13 protein-coding genes are annotated in these 18,333 nt (G+C 73.2%); 12 read left to right on the top strand and 1 reads right to left on the bottom strand.

Going from position 1 to position 18,333, the window contains the following annotated elements; all coding sequences use genetic code 11:
- Window positions 1–28 precede the first annotated feature (28 nt).
- Window positions 29–1,930, bottom strand: a complete 1,902-nt coding sequence (locus tag FFT21_RS16190) for a chloride channel protein (RefSeq protein ID WP_225978458.1) — start codon at window positions 1,928–1,930, stop codon at window positions 29–31.
- A gap of 174 nt (window positions 1,931–2,104) precedes the next feature.
- On the opposite strand from FFT21_RS16190, the gene FFT21_RS16185 reads away from it, so the two are divergent.
- The 12 genes from FFT21_RS16185 to FFT21_RS16140 all read left to right on the top strand — a co-directional run bounded on the left by FFT21_RS16185 (window position 2,105) and on the right by FFT21_RS16140 (window position 18,330).
- Window positions 2,105–3,922 (top strand): MBL fold metallo-hydrolase, encoded by a 1,818-nt coding sequence (locus tag FFT21_RS16185; RefSeq protein WP_137814710.1) that lies wholly within the window; start codon window positions 2,105–2,107, stop codon window positions 3,920–3,922.
- Complete coding sequence (locus tag FFT21_RS28850) at window positions 3,919–4,065, top strand: hypothetical protein (RefSeq protein WP_153816555.1); 147 nt, start codon at window positions 3,919–3,921, stop codon at window positions 4,063–4,065. The genes FFT21_RS16185 and FFT21_RS28850 overlap by 4 nt, the downstream gene beginning before the upstream one ends.
- Window positions 4,066–4,076: 11 nt before the next feature.
- The gene (locus FFT21_RS16180) at window positions 4,077–5,153 is read left to right on the top strand and encodes a LacI family DNA-binding transcriptional regulator (RefSeq protein ID WP_137814709.1); all 1,077 of its coding nucleotides are present in this window, start codon (window positions 4,077–4,079) and stop codon (window positions 5,151–5,153) included.
- 209 nt (window positions 5,154–5,362) lie between these two features.
- Window positions 5,363–7,831, top strand: coding sequence for an alpha-mannosidase (locus FFT21_RS16175; RefSeq protein WP_137814708.1), 2,469 nt, complete (start codon window positions 5,363–5,365; stop codon window positions 7,829–7,831).
- Window positions 7,832–7,934: 103 nt separating this feature from the next.
- Complete coding sequence (locus tag FFT21_RS16170; protein WP_137814707.1) at window positions 7,935–9,824, top strand: hypothetical protein; 1,890 nt, start codon at window positions 7,935–7,937, stop codon at window positions 9,822–9,824.
- The gene (locus FFT21_RS16165; protein WP_137814706.1) at window positions 9,817–11,190 is read left to right on the top strand and encodes a GH1 family beta-glucosidase; all 1,374 of its coding nucleotides are present in this window, start codon (window positions 9,817–9,819) and stop codon (window positions 11,188–11,190) included. The genes FFT21_RS16170 and FFT21_RS16165 overlap by 8 nt, the downstream gene beginning before the upstream one ends.
- Complete coding sequence (locus tag FFT21_RS16160) at window positions 11,183–12,709, top strand: FAD-dependent oxidoreductase (RefSeq protein WP_137814705.1); 1,527 nt, start codon at window positions 11,183–11,185, stop codon at window positions 12,707–12,709. Before FFT21_RS16165 ends, FFT21_RS16160 begins: the two co-directional genes overlap by 8 nt.
- A gap of 252 nt (window positions 12,710–12,961) precedes the next feature.
- Window positions 12,962–14,329 (top strand): GH1 family beta-glucosidase, encoded by a 1,368-nt coding sequence (locus tag FFT21_RS16155; RefSeq protein ID WP_137814765.1) that lies wholly within the window; start codon window positions 12,962–12,964, stop codon window positions 14,327–14,329.
- Between the two features lie 158 nt (window positions 14,330–14,487).
- Window positions 14,488–15,483, top strand: coding sequence for a LacI family DNA-binding transcriptional regulator (locus FFT21_RS16150; RefSeq protein ID WP_225978457.1), 996 nt, complete (start codon window positions 14,488–14,490; stop codon window positions 15,481–15,483).
- A 101-nt stretch (window positions 15,484–15,584) separates the two neighbouring features.
- Window positions 15,585–15,725 (top strand): hypothetical protein, encoded by a 141-nt coding sequence (locus FFT21_RS28845; protein ID WP_153816554.1) that lies wholly within the window; start codon window positions 15,585–15,587, stop codon window positions 15,723–15,725.
- Window positions 15,726–15,755: 30 nt separating this feature from the next.
- Window positions 15,756–17,048, top strand: a complete 1,293-nt coding sequence (gene mdo / locus FFT21_RS16145; RefSeq protein ID WP_137814703.1) for an NDMA-dependent methanol dehydrogenase — start codon at window positions 15,756–15,758, stop codon at window positions 17,046–17,048.
- A gap of 70 nt (window positions 17,049–17,118) precedes the next feature.
- Window positions 17,119–18,330: an AAA family ATPase gene (locus FFT21_RS16140; protein ID WP_137814702.1), complete on the top strand. Its 1,212-nt coding sequence runs from the start codon at window positions 17,119–17,121 to the stop codon at window positions 18,328–18,330.
- Window positions 18,331–18,333 lie beyond the last annotated feature (3 nt).

Below are 18,333 nucleotides of genomic sequence, written 5' to 3'. Positions count from 1 at the left end.
GATGCCGCCACGCAGCGCGACGCTGTGCTCAGCCCTGGCGGGCCACCGTCCGCGGGATCGGCGCCGACAGCACCCGTTCCCGGTGCCGGTCCTCGGTGAGGTCGTGCCGCCGGCCGTGCAGCAGATGGGCCAGGGTCACCATGCCGAGCACCGCGCGGTGGTCGTCGCGCGCCGCCACCGGGGCTCGGGTCAGCCCGTGCTCGGCGAACAGGTACGCGACATGGCTGAGCGTGTCGTCGGGGTGCACGGTGATCGGGTCGCGGCGCATCACGTCGGCCACGGTGGCCGCGTCGCCACCCTCAGCCATCCGCTCCAGCAGGTCGTTGCGGGTCACCACGCCGACCAGCCGGCCGTGCTCGTCCACCACGGGGTACAGGTGCTGCACCCGGTCCGCCGGGCCCTCGTGGTCGGCGCGGGTGCGGCGCAGGCCCTCCGCCAGAGTGTCGGTGTCGCGCAGCATGAACACGTCGGAGTCCATGACGTCCCGCACGAAGAACGCCTCGAGCGGGTCGGTGGAGTACTCCCGGGTCAGGTGCAGGCCCCGGCGGGCGATCTTCTCGGTCAGCACCGACCGCTTCAGCACCAGCGTGGACAGCGCGTACGCCGCGGTGGACGAGATCAGCAGGGGCAGCGCCGCCGGCCACGCGCGCGTCAGTTCCAGGGTGAACACCACCCCGGTGAGCGGGGAACGCATGACGCCGCCGACCACGGCGGCCAGCCCCATCATCGCCCAGAAGCCCGGCGCCACGGTGGGAAAGGCGGCCCCCTCCAGCGCGCCGAGCGCACCGCCGATCATGAACACCGGGGCCAGCACGCCACCGGAGGTTCCGGAACCCAGCGACAGCGACCAGATGATCGTCTTGACCACCAGGATGCCGACGATGAGTCCGATCGTCGCCTGGCCGGTGAGCAGCGCGCCGATCACGTCGTAGCCGACGCCGAGGGCGCGGGGCTGCAACAGCCCGCCGCAGCCGATGACCAGACCGCCGATCGCCGGCCACCACATCCAGTGCACCGGCAACCGGGCGAAGCCGTCCTCGGCCAGGTACACCAGCCAGGTCGCGGCCACCGCGAGCGCGCCGCCGGTGACGCCGGAGAGCACGCACAGCGCCAGGACGCCGGGGGCCAGGTGCAGGTCGGTGACGTGGACGGGGAACAGCGCACCGGTGCCGAGCAGGAATCCGCGCACCACCGCGCTGGTGCCCACCGCGGCGACCACCGGCACGAAGCTGCGCGGCCGCCACTCGAAAAGCAGCAACTCGATGGCGAGCAGGACGGACGCCAGCGGCGAGTTGAACGTCGCGGCCATGCCGCCCGCCGCGCCGGCCACCAGGAGGGTCTTGCGCTCGTCCGCGCTCAACCTCAGGCCCTGGGCGAGGATGGAACCCACCGCTCCCCCGGTGATGATGATCGGTCCCTCGGCGCCGAACGGGCCACCGGTGCCGATGCTGACCGCCGCGGACACCGGCTTGAGCGCCGCGACCCGGGGCGCGACCCGGCTGCCCGCGGTGAGAATGGCCTCGATCGCCTCGGGCATCCCGTGGCCGCGGATCTTCTCCGACCCGAACCGCGCCATCACCCCGACGACGAGGCCGCCGGCGACCGGCGCGAGCAGCACCAGCGCGGGGTCGTGCCGGTGCAGCCCCGGAGCCACCAGATCGGTGCTCCACCGCTGGTAGAAGACGGCGTTGGTGATCAGCCCAATCAGTTTCTGCAGCACCCAGGCGGCCAGGGCGCTGGCCGCGCCGACGCCCACCGCCCAGCCGGTGATCAGCAGCATGCGTGGCCGGACGGTGAAGTCGCCCAGGTGGGACGCCTTGCGCGCGGCCCGACCGGGCACCGCGGCGCCGGCGCCCGCGAGCCCGTCGCCGCGCCCGTCACGGCCCGACGCCGGCGCGGAGGCCACCTGGTCACCGGCAAGCTCTTGCACGAGGCAAGTGTTGCAGATGACAATTATTATTGGGAGTGCCGCGTGAGTCATGTCGCAGGTCGGCCCACCGAGAACCGTCCGGGCACGCCCGGAGCGGCGCGGCGGCCGCTCTTGTGCGCCACACCCCCGTCCGGCACTATGTGGCAACGTTGCCACACGCAGGGAGGACCGTCGATGTCGCATGCGCTGTCCGAGGGCGTGTGGTTATTCCGGGACACCTGCAACGTGTACGTCCTGGTCCGGGGCCGCGACGCGGTGCTGATCGACTTCGGCTCCGGCGACGTGCTGGACCACCTGGACGGCTTCGGCGCGGACCGGGTGACCGACGTGCTGCTCACCCACCACCACCGCGACCAGGCACAGGGCCTGGCCCGCGCGGTGGCCGCCGGCGCGCGGGTATGGGTGCCACCGGTGGAGCGTGACCTGTTCACCCGGGTCGACGAGCACTGGCAGCGCCGCGACCTGGACAACTACTACGACCTCCGGCAGGACCGGTTCTCCCTGCGGGAACCGGTCGAGATCACCGGGACGGTGCCCCCGTACCAGACCCGCGACTTCGGCGGTCACCGGATCACCACGCTGCCCACCCCGGGACACACCCTCGGTTCGGTGTCCTACCTGCTGGAGGCCGGCGGCCGCCGGCTCGCGTTCACCGGCGACCTGATCTACGGCCCGGGAAAGGTGTGGTCGCTGGCCGCCACCCAGTGGTCCTACTCCGGCCTGGAGGGCGTACGGCACAGCGTGCTGTCCCTGTACGAACTGGCCGACCGCGCGCCCGACCTGGTGCTGCCCGCGCACGGCGATCCGATCGACGACCCGCCCGCCGCGTTCGACCTGCTGGAGGCGCGGCTGCGGGCGCTGACCGACTCCCGCCGGGACACGCCGTGGGACGCCCGGGACTGGCACGATCGGCCGTTCGAGGTGGTCACCCCGCACCTGCTGCGCAACCGCACCAGCCTGGCCACCAGCTACGTGCTGCTCTCCGAGACCGGTAACGCGCTGTTCCTCGACTTCGGCTGCGACATGGTGGTCGGCGCCCCGGTCGGCGCCGACCGGTCGTCCCGGCTGCCCTGGCTGCCCAGCCTGACCGCGCTGCGCCGGGACTTCGGCGTGAACCGGATCGAGGTGGCCATTCCCACCCACTACCACGACGACCACGTCGCCGGGCTGAACCTGCTGCGCGAGGTGGAGGGCACCGAGGTCTGGTGCGAGCGCTCGGTCGCCGATGTGCTGGCCGAGCCGTGGCGGTACGACCTGCCCTGCCTGTGGTACGACCCGATCCCCACCGACCGGATCCTCGAAGCGGAACGGCCGGTGCGCTGGCACGAGTACGAACTCACCACCTACCCGCTGCCGGGCCACACCCTGCACGCGGTCGCGATCAGCTTCGAGGTGGACGGGCAGCGGGTGATCGCCACCGGCGACCAGCAGTCCACCACCTGGCAACCCGGCGAGCGCACCGAGATCCTCAACTTCCAGTACAAGAACCGGTTCCGCATCGACGACTTCGTCGCGAGCGCGAAGCTCTACCAGAACCTCAGCCCGGACCTGATGATCAGCGGGCACTGGGATCCGCGCCGGGTGGACGCGTCCTACCTGGACATGCTGCTCGCCAAGGGGGAGGAACTGGCCGAACTGCACCGCGACCTGCTCCCGCTGTCCGATGTGGACTTCGAGGCCGAGGGCGTGGGCGCGTGGATCCGGCCGTACCGGGTGCGTACCGCGCCGGCCACCCCGGTGCGGCTGACCGTCGAGGCGCGCAACCCGTTCGACCGCACCGAAACCGTGCGGGTACGGATGGCGACGCCGGCCGGATGGTCCTGCGCGCCCGCCGAGGCGGCGGGCACCGTGCCCGGCGGGCGGACCACCACGTTCACCTTCACACTGACCCCACCGGCGGTCACCTGCCGCCGGGCCAGGGTGGCCGCCGACCTCACCGTGGGCCGGCGGCGGTTCGGCGAGCATGCGGAAGCGCTCGTGGACGTGCGGTGACCGGAGCCGTCACCACCGGTTATATCGACCACAGCGGTGAGCCACTGCGCCCCGACGATCTCGCCGAGGTCGCCCGCGTCTGGCGGGACTACCGCCGGGTGCATTACCTGGCGACTCCGGTCGCGGCGCCCGGTCCGGGTTAGACTCTCCGGTCGTGACCGGCGGAACGGTACGGCCCCATGCCAGGCGATCCGCTCGCGGCACCGGTGCTCGCCGGCCTACCGTCGCCGATGTCGCCCGGGAGGCCGGGGTCTCGGCGTCGACCGTGTCCCGGGTGCTGTCCGGTAACGGCTACGCCGCGGCCGCGGTGCGGGAGCGGGTACTCGCCGCGGTTCGCCGGATCGGCTACGTGCCGGACGCCAACGCGCGCACCCTGCGCAACCGGTCCAGCCGCTCCATCGGCGTGCTCATCTCCGACTTACGCGACCCGTTCTACGCCGACCTCGCGGCCGGCGTGGAGCAGGAACTGCGCACCGCCGGCTACCACATGGTGCTGGTCAACGACAACGGTCAGGCCCACGAGGAGATGCGGGCGGTGACCGAGTTCCTGGCCATGCGGGTGCCGGGGGTGATCCTCACGCCGGTGTCAGCCCGCGCTGTCAAGACGCTGCACCAGCAGGGAATCCGCGTGGTGCAGGCGGATCGCCGGGTCAGCCGCCGGTACGGCGACGCGGTGCTGGGCGCCAACGAGGCCGGTGCCGAGATGGTCACCCGGCACCTGCTCGACCTCGGCCACCGCCGGATCGGCCTGGTCATCGACGAGACCCGGTGGACCAGCGGCGCCGGCCGGCTGGCCGGCTACCACGCCGCCCACCAGGCCGCCGGCGTGCCGGCGGACGAGCGGCTGATCGCGCGCAACGCCGGCTTCGACCCGGAGGCCGCCGGCAAGGCCACCGGCCGGCTGCTGGACGAGCATCCGGACCTGACCGCGGTGTTCGCCGCGAACAACGTCCTCGCCCAGGGCGCGCTGCAGGAGATCCAGCGTCGCGGCGTCGCGGTGCCCCGGCAACTGTCCCTGGCCGCGTACGACGACGTGCCGTGGATGTCGATGGTCCGGCCCTCCATCACCACGGTCAGCCAGCACAGCGTCGAGCTGGGCCGCCGCTCCGCCCGCGTCCTGCTGGACCGGTTGGCCGAGGGCGATCCGGACCGCGGCACCACCGTGCTGAACCTGGAACCCGAACTCGTGGTCCGCTCCTCGACCGCGCCACCGACGCGGAATCCCCGCTGACCCCCGGCCGGTAGCCCCCCGGATGCCTTCTTGACGTGGCGACACCCGGTCTCTAGCTTGTGGTAACGATCCCATACGGAATCGTTGTCACCTTCCCGTTTCCCCCGGCGGGAGAAAACCCCGATGTCCATACGTGTTCCACCACTGGGCCGTCGCCGCCGCGACGGCGCGCCAGCCGCCGGCGACACCCCGACCGCGGCGGGCACGCCATGACCACGGCGCCGGACCGGCGGCTGCTGCACATGATCGGCAACGCGCACATCGACCCGGTGTGGCTGTGGCAGTGGCCGGAGGGCTACCAGGAGGTGCGGGCCACCTTCCGGGCCGCCATCGACCGGATGGCCGAGTACTCCGAGTTCGTCTTCACCTGCGACTCGGTCTGCTACCTGGCGTGGGTCGAGGAGAGCGATCCCGAACTGTTCGCCGAGATCGGCAGGCGGATCGCCGACGGGCGCTGGCAGATGGTCGGCGGCTGGTGGGTGGAACCGGACTGCAACCTGCCCTGCGGGGAGTCGTTCGCCCGGCAGGCGCTGTACTCGCAGCGGTACCTGTGGGAGAAGTTCGGCGTCACCGCCACGGTCGGCTGCAACGTGGACCCGTTCGGGCACAACGCGAGCCTCCCGCAACTGCTACGCAAGGCCGGCATGGACGCCTACATCTTCCTGCGGCCCGGGCCGCACGAGATGGCCCTGCCCGGCCCCTATTTCTGGTGGGAGTCGCCGGACGGATCGCGGGTGCTCGCCTACCGCATCCCGCACGAGTACGGCAGCCCGGCCGGCGACCTCGGCCACCAGGTGGACTCCTCGCTCGCCCAGGTGCCGGCGGACGTGCCGGAGCTGATGGTGTTCTACGGGGTGGGCAACCACGGCGGCGGCCCCACCCGGGCGAACCTGGACTCGATCCGCCGGCTGGACGCCACGGACGGGCTGCCCGGGATGCGGTGCAGCTCGCCGCGCGAGTTCTTCGACCGGGTCCTGGACAGTGGCGCGCCGATCCCCGTGCACGCCGGGGAGTTGCAGCACCACGCGGTGGGTTGCTACTCCGCGCACTCCGGGATCAAGCGGTGGCAGCGGCACGCGGAGAACACCCTGCTGCGGGCGGAGAAGTGGGCCGCGGCCAGCGCGGTGACCGCCGGCGTGGCGTACCCGAGAGAAGCGCTCACCGAGGCGTGGAAGCTGGTGCTGTTCAACACCTTCCACGACACCCTCGGCGGCACCGCCATCCGGGACGCCTACGCGGACAGCCGGGACCAGTACGGGCACGCCAACTCGCTGGCCGGGCAGGCGTTCAACCGGGCGGTGCAGGCGTTGAGCCGGCGCGTCGACATCCCGGCCGAGCCGGACATGACGCCGCTGGTGGTGTTCAACCCGCACCCGTGGCGCACCGGCGCCGACGTCGAGTTCGAGTTCGGCGGGTTCCCGGAGGCCGGTGCTCGGGTGGTCGACGACACCGGCGCCGAGGTCGCGGTTCAGCGCACCCGGTCCGCGGCCACGGTGAACGGCCGGCGCCGCCGGCTGGTGGTGGCCGCCGACCTGCCGCCGCTCGGCTACCGGGTGTACCGGATCTACCCGGCGCCGGCCGAACAACCGGCCGGCCGGCTGCACGCCACCGACTCCGTGCTGGAGAACGCGTGCGTCGCGGTGGAGATCGACCCGGAGTCGGGGTGGCTGCGCCGGCTGCACGACAAGGTGAACGACGTCGAGCTGGTCCGGCGGCCCGGCGCGCACGCGGTCGTCGTGGACGACCCCTCGGACACCTGGGGCCACCGGGTCTGGGCGTACGAGAAGGTGATCGGCGAGTTCACCCCGGAGTCGGTGCGGCTGGTGGAGAAGGGACCGGTGCGCGCCGTGCTGCGGGTGTGCGGCCGGTTCGGCGCGTCCCGGCTGGTGGAGGAGTTCGTCCTGGGCGCGGGCGCGCGGCACGTCGAGGTGCGGGTAACGCTGGACTGGCGGGAGCGGCAGCGGCTGTTCAAGCTGCGCTTCCCCACGGCCGTCACCGACGAGATCGCCACCTTCGAGATCCCGTACGGCCATCTGGAGCGGCCGGCCGTGGGCAGCGAGGAGGCCGCCCAGGCGTGGGTGGACGTGTCCGGGCGGCTGCCGGACGGCCGCGCCGCCGGGCTGTCCGTGCTCAACGACGGCAAGTACGGGCACGACGTGCGCGGCGGCGACATCGGCATCACGGTCGCGCGCAGCCCCGTCTACGCCTGGCACGAGCCCAAGGAGCTGGACGGCGAGGAGTACTACGACTACCTGGACCAGGGCATCCAGCGGTTCACCTACCGGCTGCTGCCGCACGGCGGCGACTGGCGGGCCGCCGGCACCGTCCGGTTGGCGGCGGAGCTGAACCAGCCGCCGTTCGCGCTGCTGGAGTCCTACCACACCGGGGACCTGCCGCGGCAGGCCTCGTTCTGCGCCGTCGACCACGACGCTGTGCTGCCGACCGTGCTGAAACTCGCCGAGGACGACGACGCGCTGGTGGTCCGCGCCTACGAGACCGCCGGCCGCCCGGCCGCCGCGTCGATCGACCTGCCGCTGGTGGGCCGCACCATCCGCGCCGAGTTCGGCCCGGCCGAGGTGAAGACCTTCCGGGTGCCGCGCGACGGCGGGCCGATCGTGGAGACCGACCTGCTGGAGTGGCTCCCTCATGCGGGTATGAAGCCGCGATGCCCGAGGTGATCATGGGGCGCGCCCTGCCGTCAGGCCCGCTCCCAGGGTGGCCGGCCGGAGCCCTCCCGACCTGGGAGCGGGGGCGCGCGAAGCCGCGAAGAGGGTGGCCGGCGTGACCGGCGAGCCACCGCCGTTCGCGGTGAGCGTGCTGTTCGCCGACGGCCACGAGGAGCCGATCGAGGCGACCTGCTTCGCGTTCACCGAGCAGGTGTCCACGGAGGACGGTGGGCGGTTCCGGGTGCTACTGGACGTCACCTGCCGGGCCGCCGCGCCGATCGACGCCGGGCTCCGGGTGGAGCTGCGGCTCGGCCCCACCGACGACCCGGGCTGGCTGGTGCCGGGCGTGTTCTACCGGGAGAACCGGGTGCCGGGCTGCACCACCCCGTTTCCCCGGTTCACCACCGCGAAGCCCGATCCGGCGCTGCTGGAGTCGGACACCTGGCACCTGCGTGCGGACCGGTGCGCCACCCCGGCCGTGTTCGGCTGGGACCGCACCGGCGGCGCCGCGCTGGTCACCACCGAGCGCTCCCCGCTTGGCCAGTCCGGGGTGGGCTTCGCGATGGCCGGGACCTGCCCGGTGCTGCGGCTGCACTTCCCGTACCGCGAGGAGCCGGTGGTCTACGACGGCTCACCGCAACCGCGGCCCGCGGACGTGCCCGGCCACCGGTGGACGCCCGGGGAGACCGCGACGCTGTGCTTCGACGTGTACCGGCTCGGCCCGGACCGGCACGACTACACCGGCGTGCTGCGCGACGTGCACCGGCGGACCGCGCCCGCCGACCTCGGCGCGGTGCCGTGGGTGTCCGTCGCCGAGGCCGCCGACCTGGCGGCGTGGGGCCTGTACCGCTGGCACTACCGGCCGGACCCGCCGGTGCTGCTGGAGACCGCGGCGTTCGACCGGCACGCCCTCGGCGAGCGCGGCGACCGGCCGGCCATGCACGTCTCCTGGCTGAGCGGCGCGCCGTACGCGGCCGCGCTGCTGCGGCACGGCCGGCGGCGCGGTAACGCCGAGTACGTGGCCGCGGCGGGCGCGGTGCTCGACCACATCGCCGGCAACCTCGCCCCGGCCGGCACCTTCTGGGCGCAGTGGACCGCGGCCGGCGGCTGGGGCGCCGGATGGACGCCCGACCCGAAGCGGCTGCACGCCCGCACGCTGGGCGAGGCGGCGCTGTTCCTGCTGCGCGCGGCGGTCGCGGAACGGGGCGCCGGCCGGCCCCGGCCGGAGTGGGAGTCCGCGGTGCGGTCCAATCTGGACGTCGCCTGCGCCGGGCAGCGCGAGGACGGCGCGTTCGGCTCGGCCTACCACGCGGCGGACGGCTCGGTGCTGGACTGGGCCGGCACCGCCGGGATGGCGTGGATCCCGGCGCTGGTGGAGGCGGCCACCGCCTGGCACGAGCCGCGCTACCTGGTCGCGGCGCGCCGCGCCGGCTACGCCTACCTGCCCGCCGTCGAGAACGAGTTCCTGCACGGCGCCCCCGAGGACGTGGACCTCGCGCCCACCTCGGAGGACGGCTACCTGGCCGTGCTCGGCTACCTGGCACTGTCCGAACACGACGGTGCGCCGCGGTGGCTGGCGGCGGCCGGGCGGGCCGCGGACTGGACGCTGACCTTCCGCTACACCTACGACGTCGCCTTCCCGCCGCACACCCTGCTCGGCGCGTACGGCTTCCGTAGCCGGGGAGCGGACCAGGCGTCCCCGGCCAACCAGCACCTGCACTCCTACGGGCTGATCTGCGTGCCCGAGCTGTTCCGGCTGGGCACGCGCACGCAGGACGAGTACTACCTCGCCTCGGCCCGGGAGAACCTGGCCTGCTTCCGGCAGTTCGTCGCCCGCGCGGACGGCGACTTCAACGCCTACCGCGGCATGGTGAGCGAGCGGTTCTACCAGACCGCGTGCTACCAGCCGAAGGGGATGCTGCTGACGTTGTCGCACGCGTGGTGCGTGGGGGTGCTGCTGCACGCCTGCGAGGCCGCGATCGAGGGCGGGTTCGCGGATGACTGATCCGTTCCCCGAAGGTTTTCTGTGGGGCGCGGCCACGTCCGCGTACCAGGTCGAGGGGGCGACCCGCGAGGACGGTCGCGGCGAGTCCGTCTGGGACCGGTTCGCGCACACCCCGGGCGCGGTGGCCGGCGGCGACACCGCCGACGTGGCCTGCGACCACTACCGCCGCTGGCCGGCCGACGTGCGGCTGATGGCCGCCCTGGGGCTGAGCGCGTACCGGTTCTCCGTGGCCTGGCCGCGCCTGTTCCCGGACGGCACCGGCCCGGTGAACAGGGCTGGCCTGGACCACTACGACCGGCTCGTCGACGCACTGCTGGCGCACCGCATCACGCCGGTGGTCACGCTCTACCACTGGGACCTGCCGCAGGCGTTGCAGGACCGCGGCGGCTGGCGGAACCGGGACGTGGTGGACCGGTTCGCCGACTACGCCGACACCTGCTTCGCCGCCTACGGCGACCGGGTCACCTGGTGGGTGACGCAGAACGAGCCGTGGATCGTCGGCGTGCTGGGCCACCTGCGCGGGCTGCACGCCCCAGGCGAGCGGGATCTCGCCGGCGCGGTGCGGGTGATGCACCACCTGCTGCTCGGCCACGGTCGCGCGGTGCAGGCGTTGCGCGCCCGCGGCAGCGGCGGCCGGGCCGGGGTGGCGTTCAGCCTGTTCCCGCACGTCCCGGCGAGTGAAGCCGCCGAGGACGTCGAGGCCGCGCACGGCTCGGACGGTTACGTGAACCGCTGGTTCCTCGATCCGGTGCTGCGCGGCCGCTACCCGGAGGACATGTGCCGGCGCTACGAGGATCTGGCCGGACCGCTGGCGGCGGTGCGGCCGGGCGACCTGGAGATCATCGGCGCCGGCGCCGACTTCGTCGGCGTCAACTACTACACGCCGCGCGTGGTGCGGGCCGCGCCGGAGAGCGAACCGTTCGGGTGGGAGGTGGTGCCGGCGCCGGACGGGACCGCGGTCACCGACCTCGGCTGGCGCATCGCCCCCGACGCGCTGATCGGCCTGCTACTCCGGCTGCGCGACGACTACGGCGACGTGCCGGTGCTGGTCACCGAGAACGGCGCGGCGTTCGGCGACGAGCCGGACGCCGGCGGTCGGGTGCGCGACCGGCGCCGGGTGCGGTTCCTGCACGACCATCTCGCCGCGGTGCGCGCCGCGATCGACCGCGGTGTCCCGGTAGTCGGGTACCTGCACTGGTCCCTGCTGGACAACTTCGAATGGGCGATGGGTTACACGCCCCGGTTCGGGCTGGTGCACGTGGACTACCGCACCCAGGCCCGCACGCTCAAGGACAGCGCACGCTACTACGCACGGGTGATCGCCGCGAACACGGTGCTGCCGGTGGACGGAGATACCGATGAGTGACGCCGAATTGTTGGTGTACGGCGGGACAGCCGCCGGGGTGTGCGCCGCGGTGGCCGCGGCCCGGCACGGGGTCCAGGTCACCCTGCTGGAGCCGGGGCGGCACGTGGGCGGCATGGTTTCCGGTGGGCTCGGCTACACCGACATCGGCAACCCCGCCGTGGTCGGCGGCCTGGCCCGGGAGTTCGCCGCCGCGGTCGGCGACTACTACGGCGTGCCGCCGGGCCACCACGCCGGTCCCGAACCGCACGTGGCCGAGCGGATCTTCCTGGAATGGCTGGACCGCGCCGGGGTGACGGTGCGCTTCGGCACCACCCTCACCGCCGCGTCCATAGTGGACGGAAGAATCCTCTCGGTGTCCGGTGCGGACGGTCGGGAGTGCCGGGCCGGGGTGTACGTGGACGCCAGCTACGAGGGCGACCTGCTCGCCGCCGCCGGCGTCGGCTACCGGGTGGGCCGGGAGAGCCGCTCCCGGTACGGCGAGACGTTCGCCGGCCGGCGCGAGCCCGCGCCCGGCAAGCACAACTTCGTGCCGTACCTGTCCCCGTTCGACGCCGGCGGCCGGCTGCTGCCGCTGATCCACGACGCGCCCGCGGTGGACGCCGGCGAGGGCGACGGCGGCGTGATGGCCTACGGCTACCGGGTGTGCCTGACCAGCGCCGGCGACCGGCTGCCGTTCCCCCGGCGGGACGGCTACCGGGAGGACGAGTGGGAACTGGCCCGCCGGTACTTCGCGCTGCTGGCCGAGCGCGGTATCGAGGTGACCGCCGGTGACCTGATCGGCCTCGTGCCGAACCTGCCGAACGGCAAGTGCGACGGCAACTCCATCGGACCGCTCTCGCTGAATCTGCTGGACGGCACCAACTGGGCCTACCCGGAGGCCGACGAGGCGGGCCGGGAGCGGATCCGGCGGCGGCACCGCGAGTACACCATGGACTTCCTGTACTTCCTCAGCCACGATCCCGCCGTGCCCGAGGCGGTGCGCCGGGGCATCACCGCGTGGGGCCTGCCGCCGGACGAGTTCACCGACACCGGCGGCCTGCCGCACCAGCTCTACGTCCGGGAGGCACGCCGGATGGTTGGCGAGTACGTGCTCACCGAGCACGACCTGCTGCCCCGGCCGCGACCCCAGTACGACGCGGTCGCCATGGGCTCGTACCACATCGACATCCGCGAGGTGCGGCGCACCTGGCGGTGGGTGTACGAGCACCCGGACCCGATTCCCATGGTGTTCAACGAGGGTTACCTGTCGGTCCCGGTGCGGCCGTACCAGATCCCGTACCGGTCCATCGTGCCGCGCTACGCGGAGTGCACCAACCTGCTGGTCCCGGTGTGCCTGAGCGCCTCGCACGTGGCGTTCGGCTCGGTCCGCATGGAGGTGCAGTACGAGATGCTGGGCCACGCCGCCGGCCTGGCCGCGGCGCTGGCGCTCAAGGGCGACCGCGCCGTGCAGCGGGTGGACGTCACCGACCTGCAGGAGCGGCTCGCCGCCGAGGGCCAGGTGCTCGCCCTCCCGGCCTGACCACGGTCCACGCCTCCCGCGAAACCGGCGACCCGGCGGGCCGGGAGATCCCGGCGCGGCGGCCGGCACCTGACCCTGTTGCCCGGGCGGGTGCCCGACCCCGTTGCCGGGTGCGCGGTCGCCTTGACACCCGCGCCGGCCCGGAGAAGACTCGCCGCCGAATGTGGGAGCGCTCTCAGAACTGGGGAGACGGGTGGCGCGAAGGGGCGGGGTGTGCACATCGCCGAGGAGCACGACCGGACGCTGGCGCCGATGCGGTGCTTCCCGCCGGCGTTCGTCTGGGGGACGGCCACCGCGGCGTTCCAGATCGAGGGCGCGACCGCCGAGGACGGCCGGACCGACTCCATCTGGGACACGTTCTGCCGCACTCCCGGCGCGGTCGCCGGCGGCGACACCGGCGACGTGGCCGCCGACCACTACCACCGGATGCCGGAGGACGTGGCGCTGATGCGGTCACTGGGCCTCGGCGGCTACCGGTTCTCCGTGGCCTGGCCACGGGTGCTGCGCCCGGACGGCGCGGTCAACCAGCGCGGCCTGGACTTCTACCGGCGGCTGGTGGACCGGTTGCTGGACAGCGGGATCACCCCGTTCGTCACGCTGTACCACTGGGATCTGCCGCAACACCTGGAGGACCGGGGCGGCTGGACCAGCCGGGACACCGCCTTCCGGTTCGCCGAGTACGCGCAGACCGTGCACGCCGCACTCGGCGACCGCGTGCTGCACTGGACCACGTTGAACGAGCCCTACTGCGCGGCGCTGCTGGGGTACGGCGCCGGCGTGCACGCCCCGGGCCGGCGCGATCCGCGCGCCGCCGCGGCCGCCGCGCACCACCTGCTGCTCGGTCACGGCCTGACCACCCAGGCCATCCGCGCCGCCGACGGGGGCGCGCGGGTGGCGATCACGTTCAACCTGTACCCGGTCGATCCAGCCGACCCGGACGACCCGGTGGACCGGGACGCCGCGCGGCGCGTCGACGGCCTGCAGAACCGGCTGTGGCTGGACGCGGTGCTGCGCGGCCGCTACCCGGACGACGTGCGCGCCGACCTGGCGCGGTTCGGCTTCGACGAGCACGTGCGGCCGGCGGACCTGGCCACCCTCGCCGCGCCCGTCGACGCCCTGGGCGTCAACTACTACTCCGGCTACCGCGTCACCGGGCACGGCGGGCCGGACCGGCGGCGGGCGGAGTGGATCGGCGCGGAGCACGTCCGGCCGGTGTACCGGGGCCTGCCCAGGACGGCGATGGGCTGGGAGGTGCAGCCCGAGGGCCTGACCCGGGTACTGCTCCGGGTGCACACCGAGTACCCGGTGCTGCCGCTGTACGTCACCGAGAACGGCGCCGCCTACGACGACGATCCCGCCGAGGACGGCACCACCCACGACGTCGAGCGGCGGGACTACCTGCGCGGGCACCTGACCGCGGTGCACGACGCGATCGAGCGCGGCGTCGACGTGCGCGGCTACTTCTGCTGGTCGCTGCTGGACAACTTCGAGTGGGCGGAGGGCTACGCGAAACGGTTCGGCATCGTCCGGGTGGACTTCGACACGCTCGCCCGCACCCCCAAGCTGAGCGGGCTGTGGTACTCGAGGGTGGCGCGGGCCAACGCGCTGCCCGGCGGGTAGGAGGCTTCCGCATGCGTGCGTCAGGCCGCGACACTCGGGGGGACCACGGCGCGCGCCCCGCCGTCCGGCCCGCGACCGGGGTGGCCGGCGGAAGCCCCGCCGACACGGCGGCGGTCGAGCGGGAAGCCACGAAACGAGGGGCGCGCACGGACCGGCGGGTGCCGACGCTGGACGAGGTGGCCCGGCTGGCCGGGGTGTCCCGGTCGACCGCCTCTCGGGTGATCAACGGCCAGTCCTACGTCAGCGCCCGGGCCAGGGCCGCGGTGACCGAGGCCGTCACCCGGCTCGGCTACCGCCCCAACATGCTGGCCCGGTCGCTGGCCACCCGGCGAACCAACTCGCTGGCCCTGGTGGTCTCCGAGCACGGCAGCCGGGTGCTGGACGACCCGTTCTTCGCCCGCCTGCTGCGCGGCGTGTACGCCGGGCTGGCCGGCACCGGCCTGCAACTGGTGCTGCTGATGGACCAGGACGGCCAGGACCACGCCGCGCTCGGCCGCTACCTGTGCGCCGGGCATGTCGACGGCACACTGGTGGTCAGCCTGCACGGCGAGGACCCGCTGCCCGGCCAGCTCCGCTCCGCCGGCGTGCCCACCGTGCTCGTCGGCCGGCCACTGTCCACCGTGGACCTGCCATACGTGGACGCGGACAACTTCAACGGCGCGGTCGCGGCCGCACGGCATCTGGCCGCCGCGGGCCGCGGCACGCTGGTCACCATCGCCGGGCCACGGGACATGGCGGTCGGTATCGATCGGCTGGCCGGCTGGCGGTGCGGGATGGCCGCCGCCGGCCGGCGCACCGCCGGCGTGGCGCACGGTGACTTCACCGTCGAGGGTGGTGCGGCGGCGATGACCCGGCTGCTGGCCGACCACCCCGACCTGGACGGCGTGTTCGCCGCCTCGGACCTGATGGCACTGGGCGCGATGCGGGCGCTGCGCGCGGCTGGCCGCACGGTCCCGGACGACGTCGCGGTGGTCGGCTTCGACGACTCCGACCTGGCCGCCACCGCCGTGCCACCGCTGACCACGGTCCGCCAGCCGGTCGAGGAGTTGGGGCGCACCGCCACCTGGCGGCTGCTCGGCGAACTCGACGCCGAGGACCAACTCCCGCCGTCGGTGCTGCTGCCCACCGAACTCGTCGCCCGCGCCAGCGGCTGACGCGCCACCCGCTCTGGGAGCGCTTCCAGGCTCGGGTGTCCCGGCCGGCGCACCGCGCGCCGGATACCTGCCCGGTCGGAGGGGGCCGTTCCCCTGCTTCGGTGCCGGACCCGGTGACCGGTCGAGCCGTCTTCGCCGGCTCGGCGTTCCGCCAACCCGCGACCGCGCGGCACGCTGCCCGCGTCCGCGCCTCGGTGGCCGCGGCGCCGCCCGAGACGCCGCAGCCGTCGCCGTCCGCCTGACCGACCCGCGCAGAGAGGACCGATGCAACGATGCAGGTCGAAGAACTGCTCAAGCCCTTTCCCATCAAGGAGTTCCACCCGTTTCCCCGGGCGCTTCTCGGACCGGGCGCGCACGAGTTGATCGGACCGGAGGCCAAGAAGCTGGGCTTTCGGCGGACCCTGGTGATGACCACCGGCCTGCGCGGCAGCGACACCGTGCACAAGATCGTCGAGTCGCTGAAGTACCACGGTCTGGAGCCGGTGCTCTACGACCGGGTCGAGTCGAATCCCAAGGACTACAACGTCATGGACGCCGTGGCGCTGTACCAGGAGCACAGGTGCGACTCGTTCGTCTCCATCGGGGGCGGCTCGGCCCACGACGCGTGCAAGGGCGCGCGCATCTCGGTGGCGCATGACGGCCGCAACGTCAACGAGTTCGAGGGGTTCAACAAGTCGGAGAACCCGCAGAATCCGCCGCACATCGCGGTGTCCACCACGGCGGGCACCGGATCGGAGACGTCGTGGGCGTACGTCATCACCGACACCACGACCGACCCGGACAACCCGCACAAGTACGTCGCCTTCGACGACTCCTGCGTGACCAGCCTGGCCATCGACGATCCGACGCTGTACTACGACTGCCCGATGGACTACACCGCGCAGTGCGGCTTCGACGTGCTGGCACACGCCTCGGAGCCGTACGTGTCGCGGTTGAACTTCCCGCCGTCGCTGGGTAACGCGCTGCACGCGATCAAGCTGACCGCGCAGCACCTGCGGCAGGCGGTATGGAACGGGCAGGACCTGCCCGGTCGCGAGGGCATGATGTACGCCCAGTACATCGCCGCGCAGGCGTTCAACTCCGGCGGCCTGGGCATCGTCCACTCCATCTCGCACGCGGTGAGCGCCTTCTACGACACCCACCACGGGCTGAACAACGCGATCGCGCTGCCCCGGGTGTGGGCGTTCAACATGCCGGTGGCCTACCAGCGGTTCGCCGACATCGCCGAGGCGATGGGGGTGGACACGCACGGCATGACCCGGGTGCGAGCGGCCGAGGCGGCGCTCGCCGCCGGCATCCGGCTGCTGCGCGACGTGGGCATCCCGGAGAAGTTCACCGACGTCCGCCAGGACAGCTACGTCAAGAACCGGCTCGGCAAGGGGCCGACGAAGTTCTACGAGAACGCCTCGGTGATCAAGGGCGACGCGGAGGACGTGGACCGGATCACCAACCACGTGCTCGGCGACGCCTGCACCCCGGGCAACGCCAAGGAGTGCACGTTCGACACGGTCCGCCCGGTGGTCGAGCACTGCATGACCGGTGACCTGGATGACCTGCTGAGCTGACCCGGCACCGCGGTCGGCGGGTCCACCCGGTGTGGGCCCGCCGGCCGCGGCTGGCGTGGACGGAGGAACCGTGCCCGAAACATCGCGTGAGGAGCATCCGTTCGGTTCGATCGAGGAGGTGACGCGGCGGTTCGCCGAGCACGGCTACCTCGTCGACCGGCGGCTGGCAACCACCGTTTTCCTGCTGTCCCGGCTGGACAAGCCGGTGCTGCTGGAGGGACCGGCCGGGGTGGGCAAGACGGAGCTGGCCAAGACCCTCGCCGCGGCGACCGGTCGGCGGCTGCTCCGGCTGCAGTGCTACGAGGGGCAGGACGAGACGAAAGCCCTGTACGAGTGGGACTACGGCAAGCAACTGCTCTACACCCAGATGCTGCGGGACAAGATCGGTGAGATCACCGCGGGCGCGCCCGACCTGGCCACCGCGGTGCGCCGCATCCGCGAGCAGGACAGCGTGTTCTTCTCCGAGCAGTTCCTCGCGCCGCGCCCGCTGCTGGACGCCATCCGCGGCGACGAGCCGTGCGTGCTGCTCGTCGACGAGGTCGACCGCGCGGACGAGGCGCTGGAGGCGGTGCTGCTGGAATGCCTGGCCGAGTTCCAGGTCTCGGTGCCCGAGATCGGCACCTTCACCGCCACCACCGTCCCGTACGTGGTGCTCACCTCGAACAACACCCGCGACCTCTCCGCCGCGCTGAAGCGCCGGTGTCTGCACCTGTTCCTGGACTACCCGGACGCCGAGCGCGAGCTGGCGATCCTGCGCGCCAAGCGCACCGGGCTGGCCGAGGCGGCCGCCCGGCAACTGGTGCACGTGGTGCGCGGCCTGCGCGAGCTTCCGCTGCGCAAGGCGCCGAGCATCTCCGAGACCGTGGACTGGGCCCGCACCCTCGCCGTGCTCGGCGTCGAGGAACTCGAGCCCGCGGTGCTCGCCGAGACGGCCAACGTGGTGCTCAAGTACGAGCGGGACATGGACCGGGCGCTGGAGGTGCTGCCCCGGCTGGTCGACCCGAACCGCGAGCTGCCCGAACTCGGCCATCCGCACGGCCACGGACACGGACATGAGCATGGGCACGCGGGCCGGCACGGCGCGAACCCCGCCAACGGGCATGCGGCCGGCGCGGCGGACGAGCCGGACGGGCGCGCGGTCCGCGCCGCCATGGACCGGCCAGGGCGGCACGACGCGGCCTACTACGGCGCGCCCGGCCCCGGCCCGGACCGTCCGGCCGCATCCGCCGGCGGCCGCGGCGCCCGGTCGTTCGCCGCGGTGACCCGCCGGCGCGGCACCTGAGGC

Origin of the sequence: Gandjariella thermophila (assembly GCF_005405885.1) — a bacterium.
In the GTDB taxonomy this organism is placed as follows: Bacteria; Actinomycetota; Actinomycetes; order Mycobacteriales; family Pseudonocardiaceae; genus Gandjariella; species Gandjariella thermophila.
This window is presented reverse-complemented; position numbering and strand designations above follow the sequence as displayed.

What these genes read in the sequence shown, in the direction of transcription:
- FFT21_RS16185 (WP_137814710.1), top strand. Translation starts at nt 2,105, where the DNA reads ATGTCGCATGCGCTGTCCGAGGGCGTGTGGTTATTCCGGGACACCTGC.
- FFT21_RS16175 (WP_137814708.1), top strand. Translation starts at nt 5,363, where the DNA reads ATGACCACGGCGCCGGACCGGCGGCTGCTGCACATGATCGGCAACGCG.
- FFT21_RS16165 (WP_137814706.1), top strand. Translation starts at nt 9,817, where the DNA reads ATGACTGATCCGTTCCCCGAAGGTTTTCTGTGGGGCGCGGCCACGTCC.
- FFT21_RS16160 (WP_137814705.1), top strand. Translation starts at nt 11,183, where the DNA reads ATGAGTGACGCCGAATTGTTGGTGTACGGCGGGACAGCCGCCGGGGTG.
- FFT21_RS16155 (WP_137814765.1), top strand. Translation starts at nt 12,962, where the DNA reads ATGCGGTGCTTCCCGCCGGCGTTCGTCTGGGGGACGGCCACCGCGGCG.
- mdo (WP_137814703.1), top strand. Translation starts at nt 15,756, where the DNA reads ATGCAGGTCGAAGAACTGCTCAAGCCCTTTCCCATCAAGGAGTTCCAC.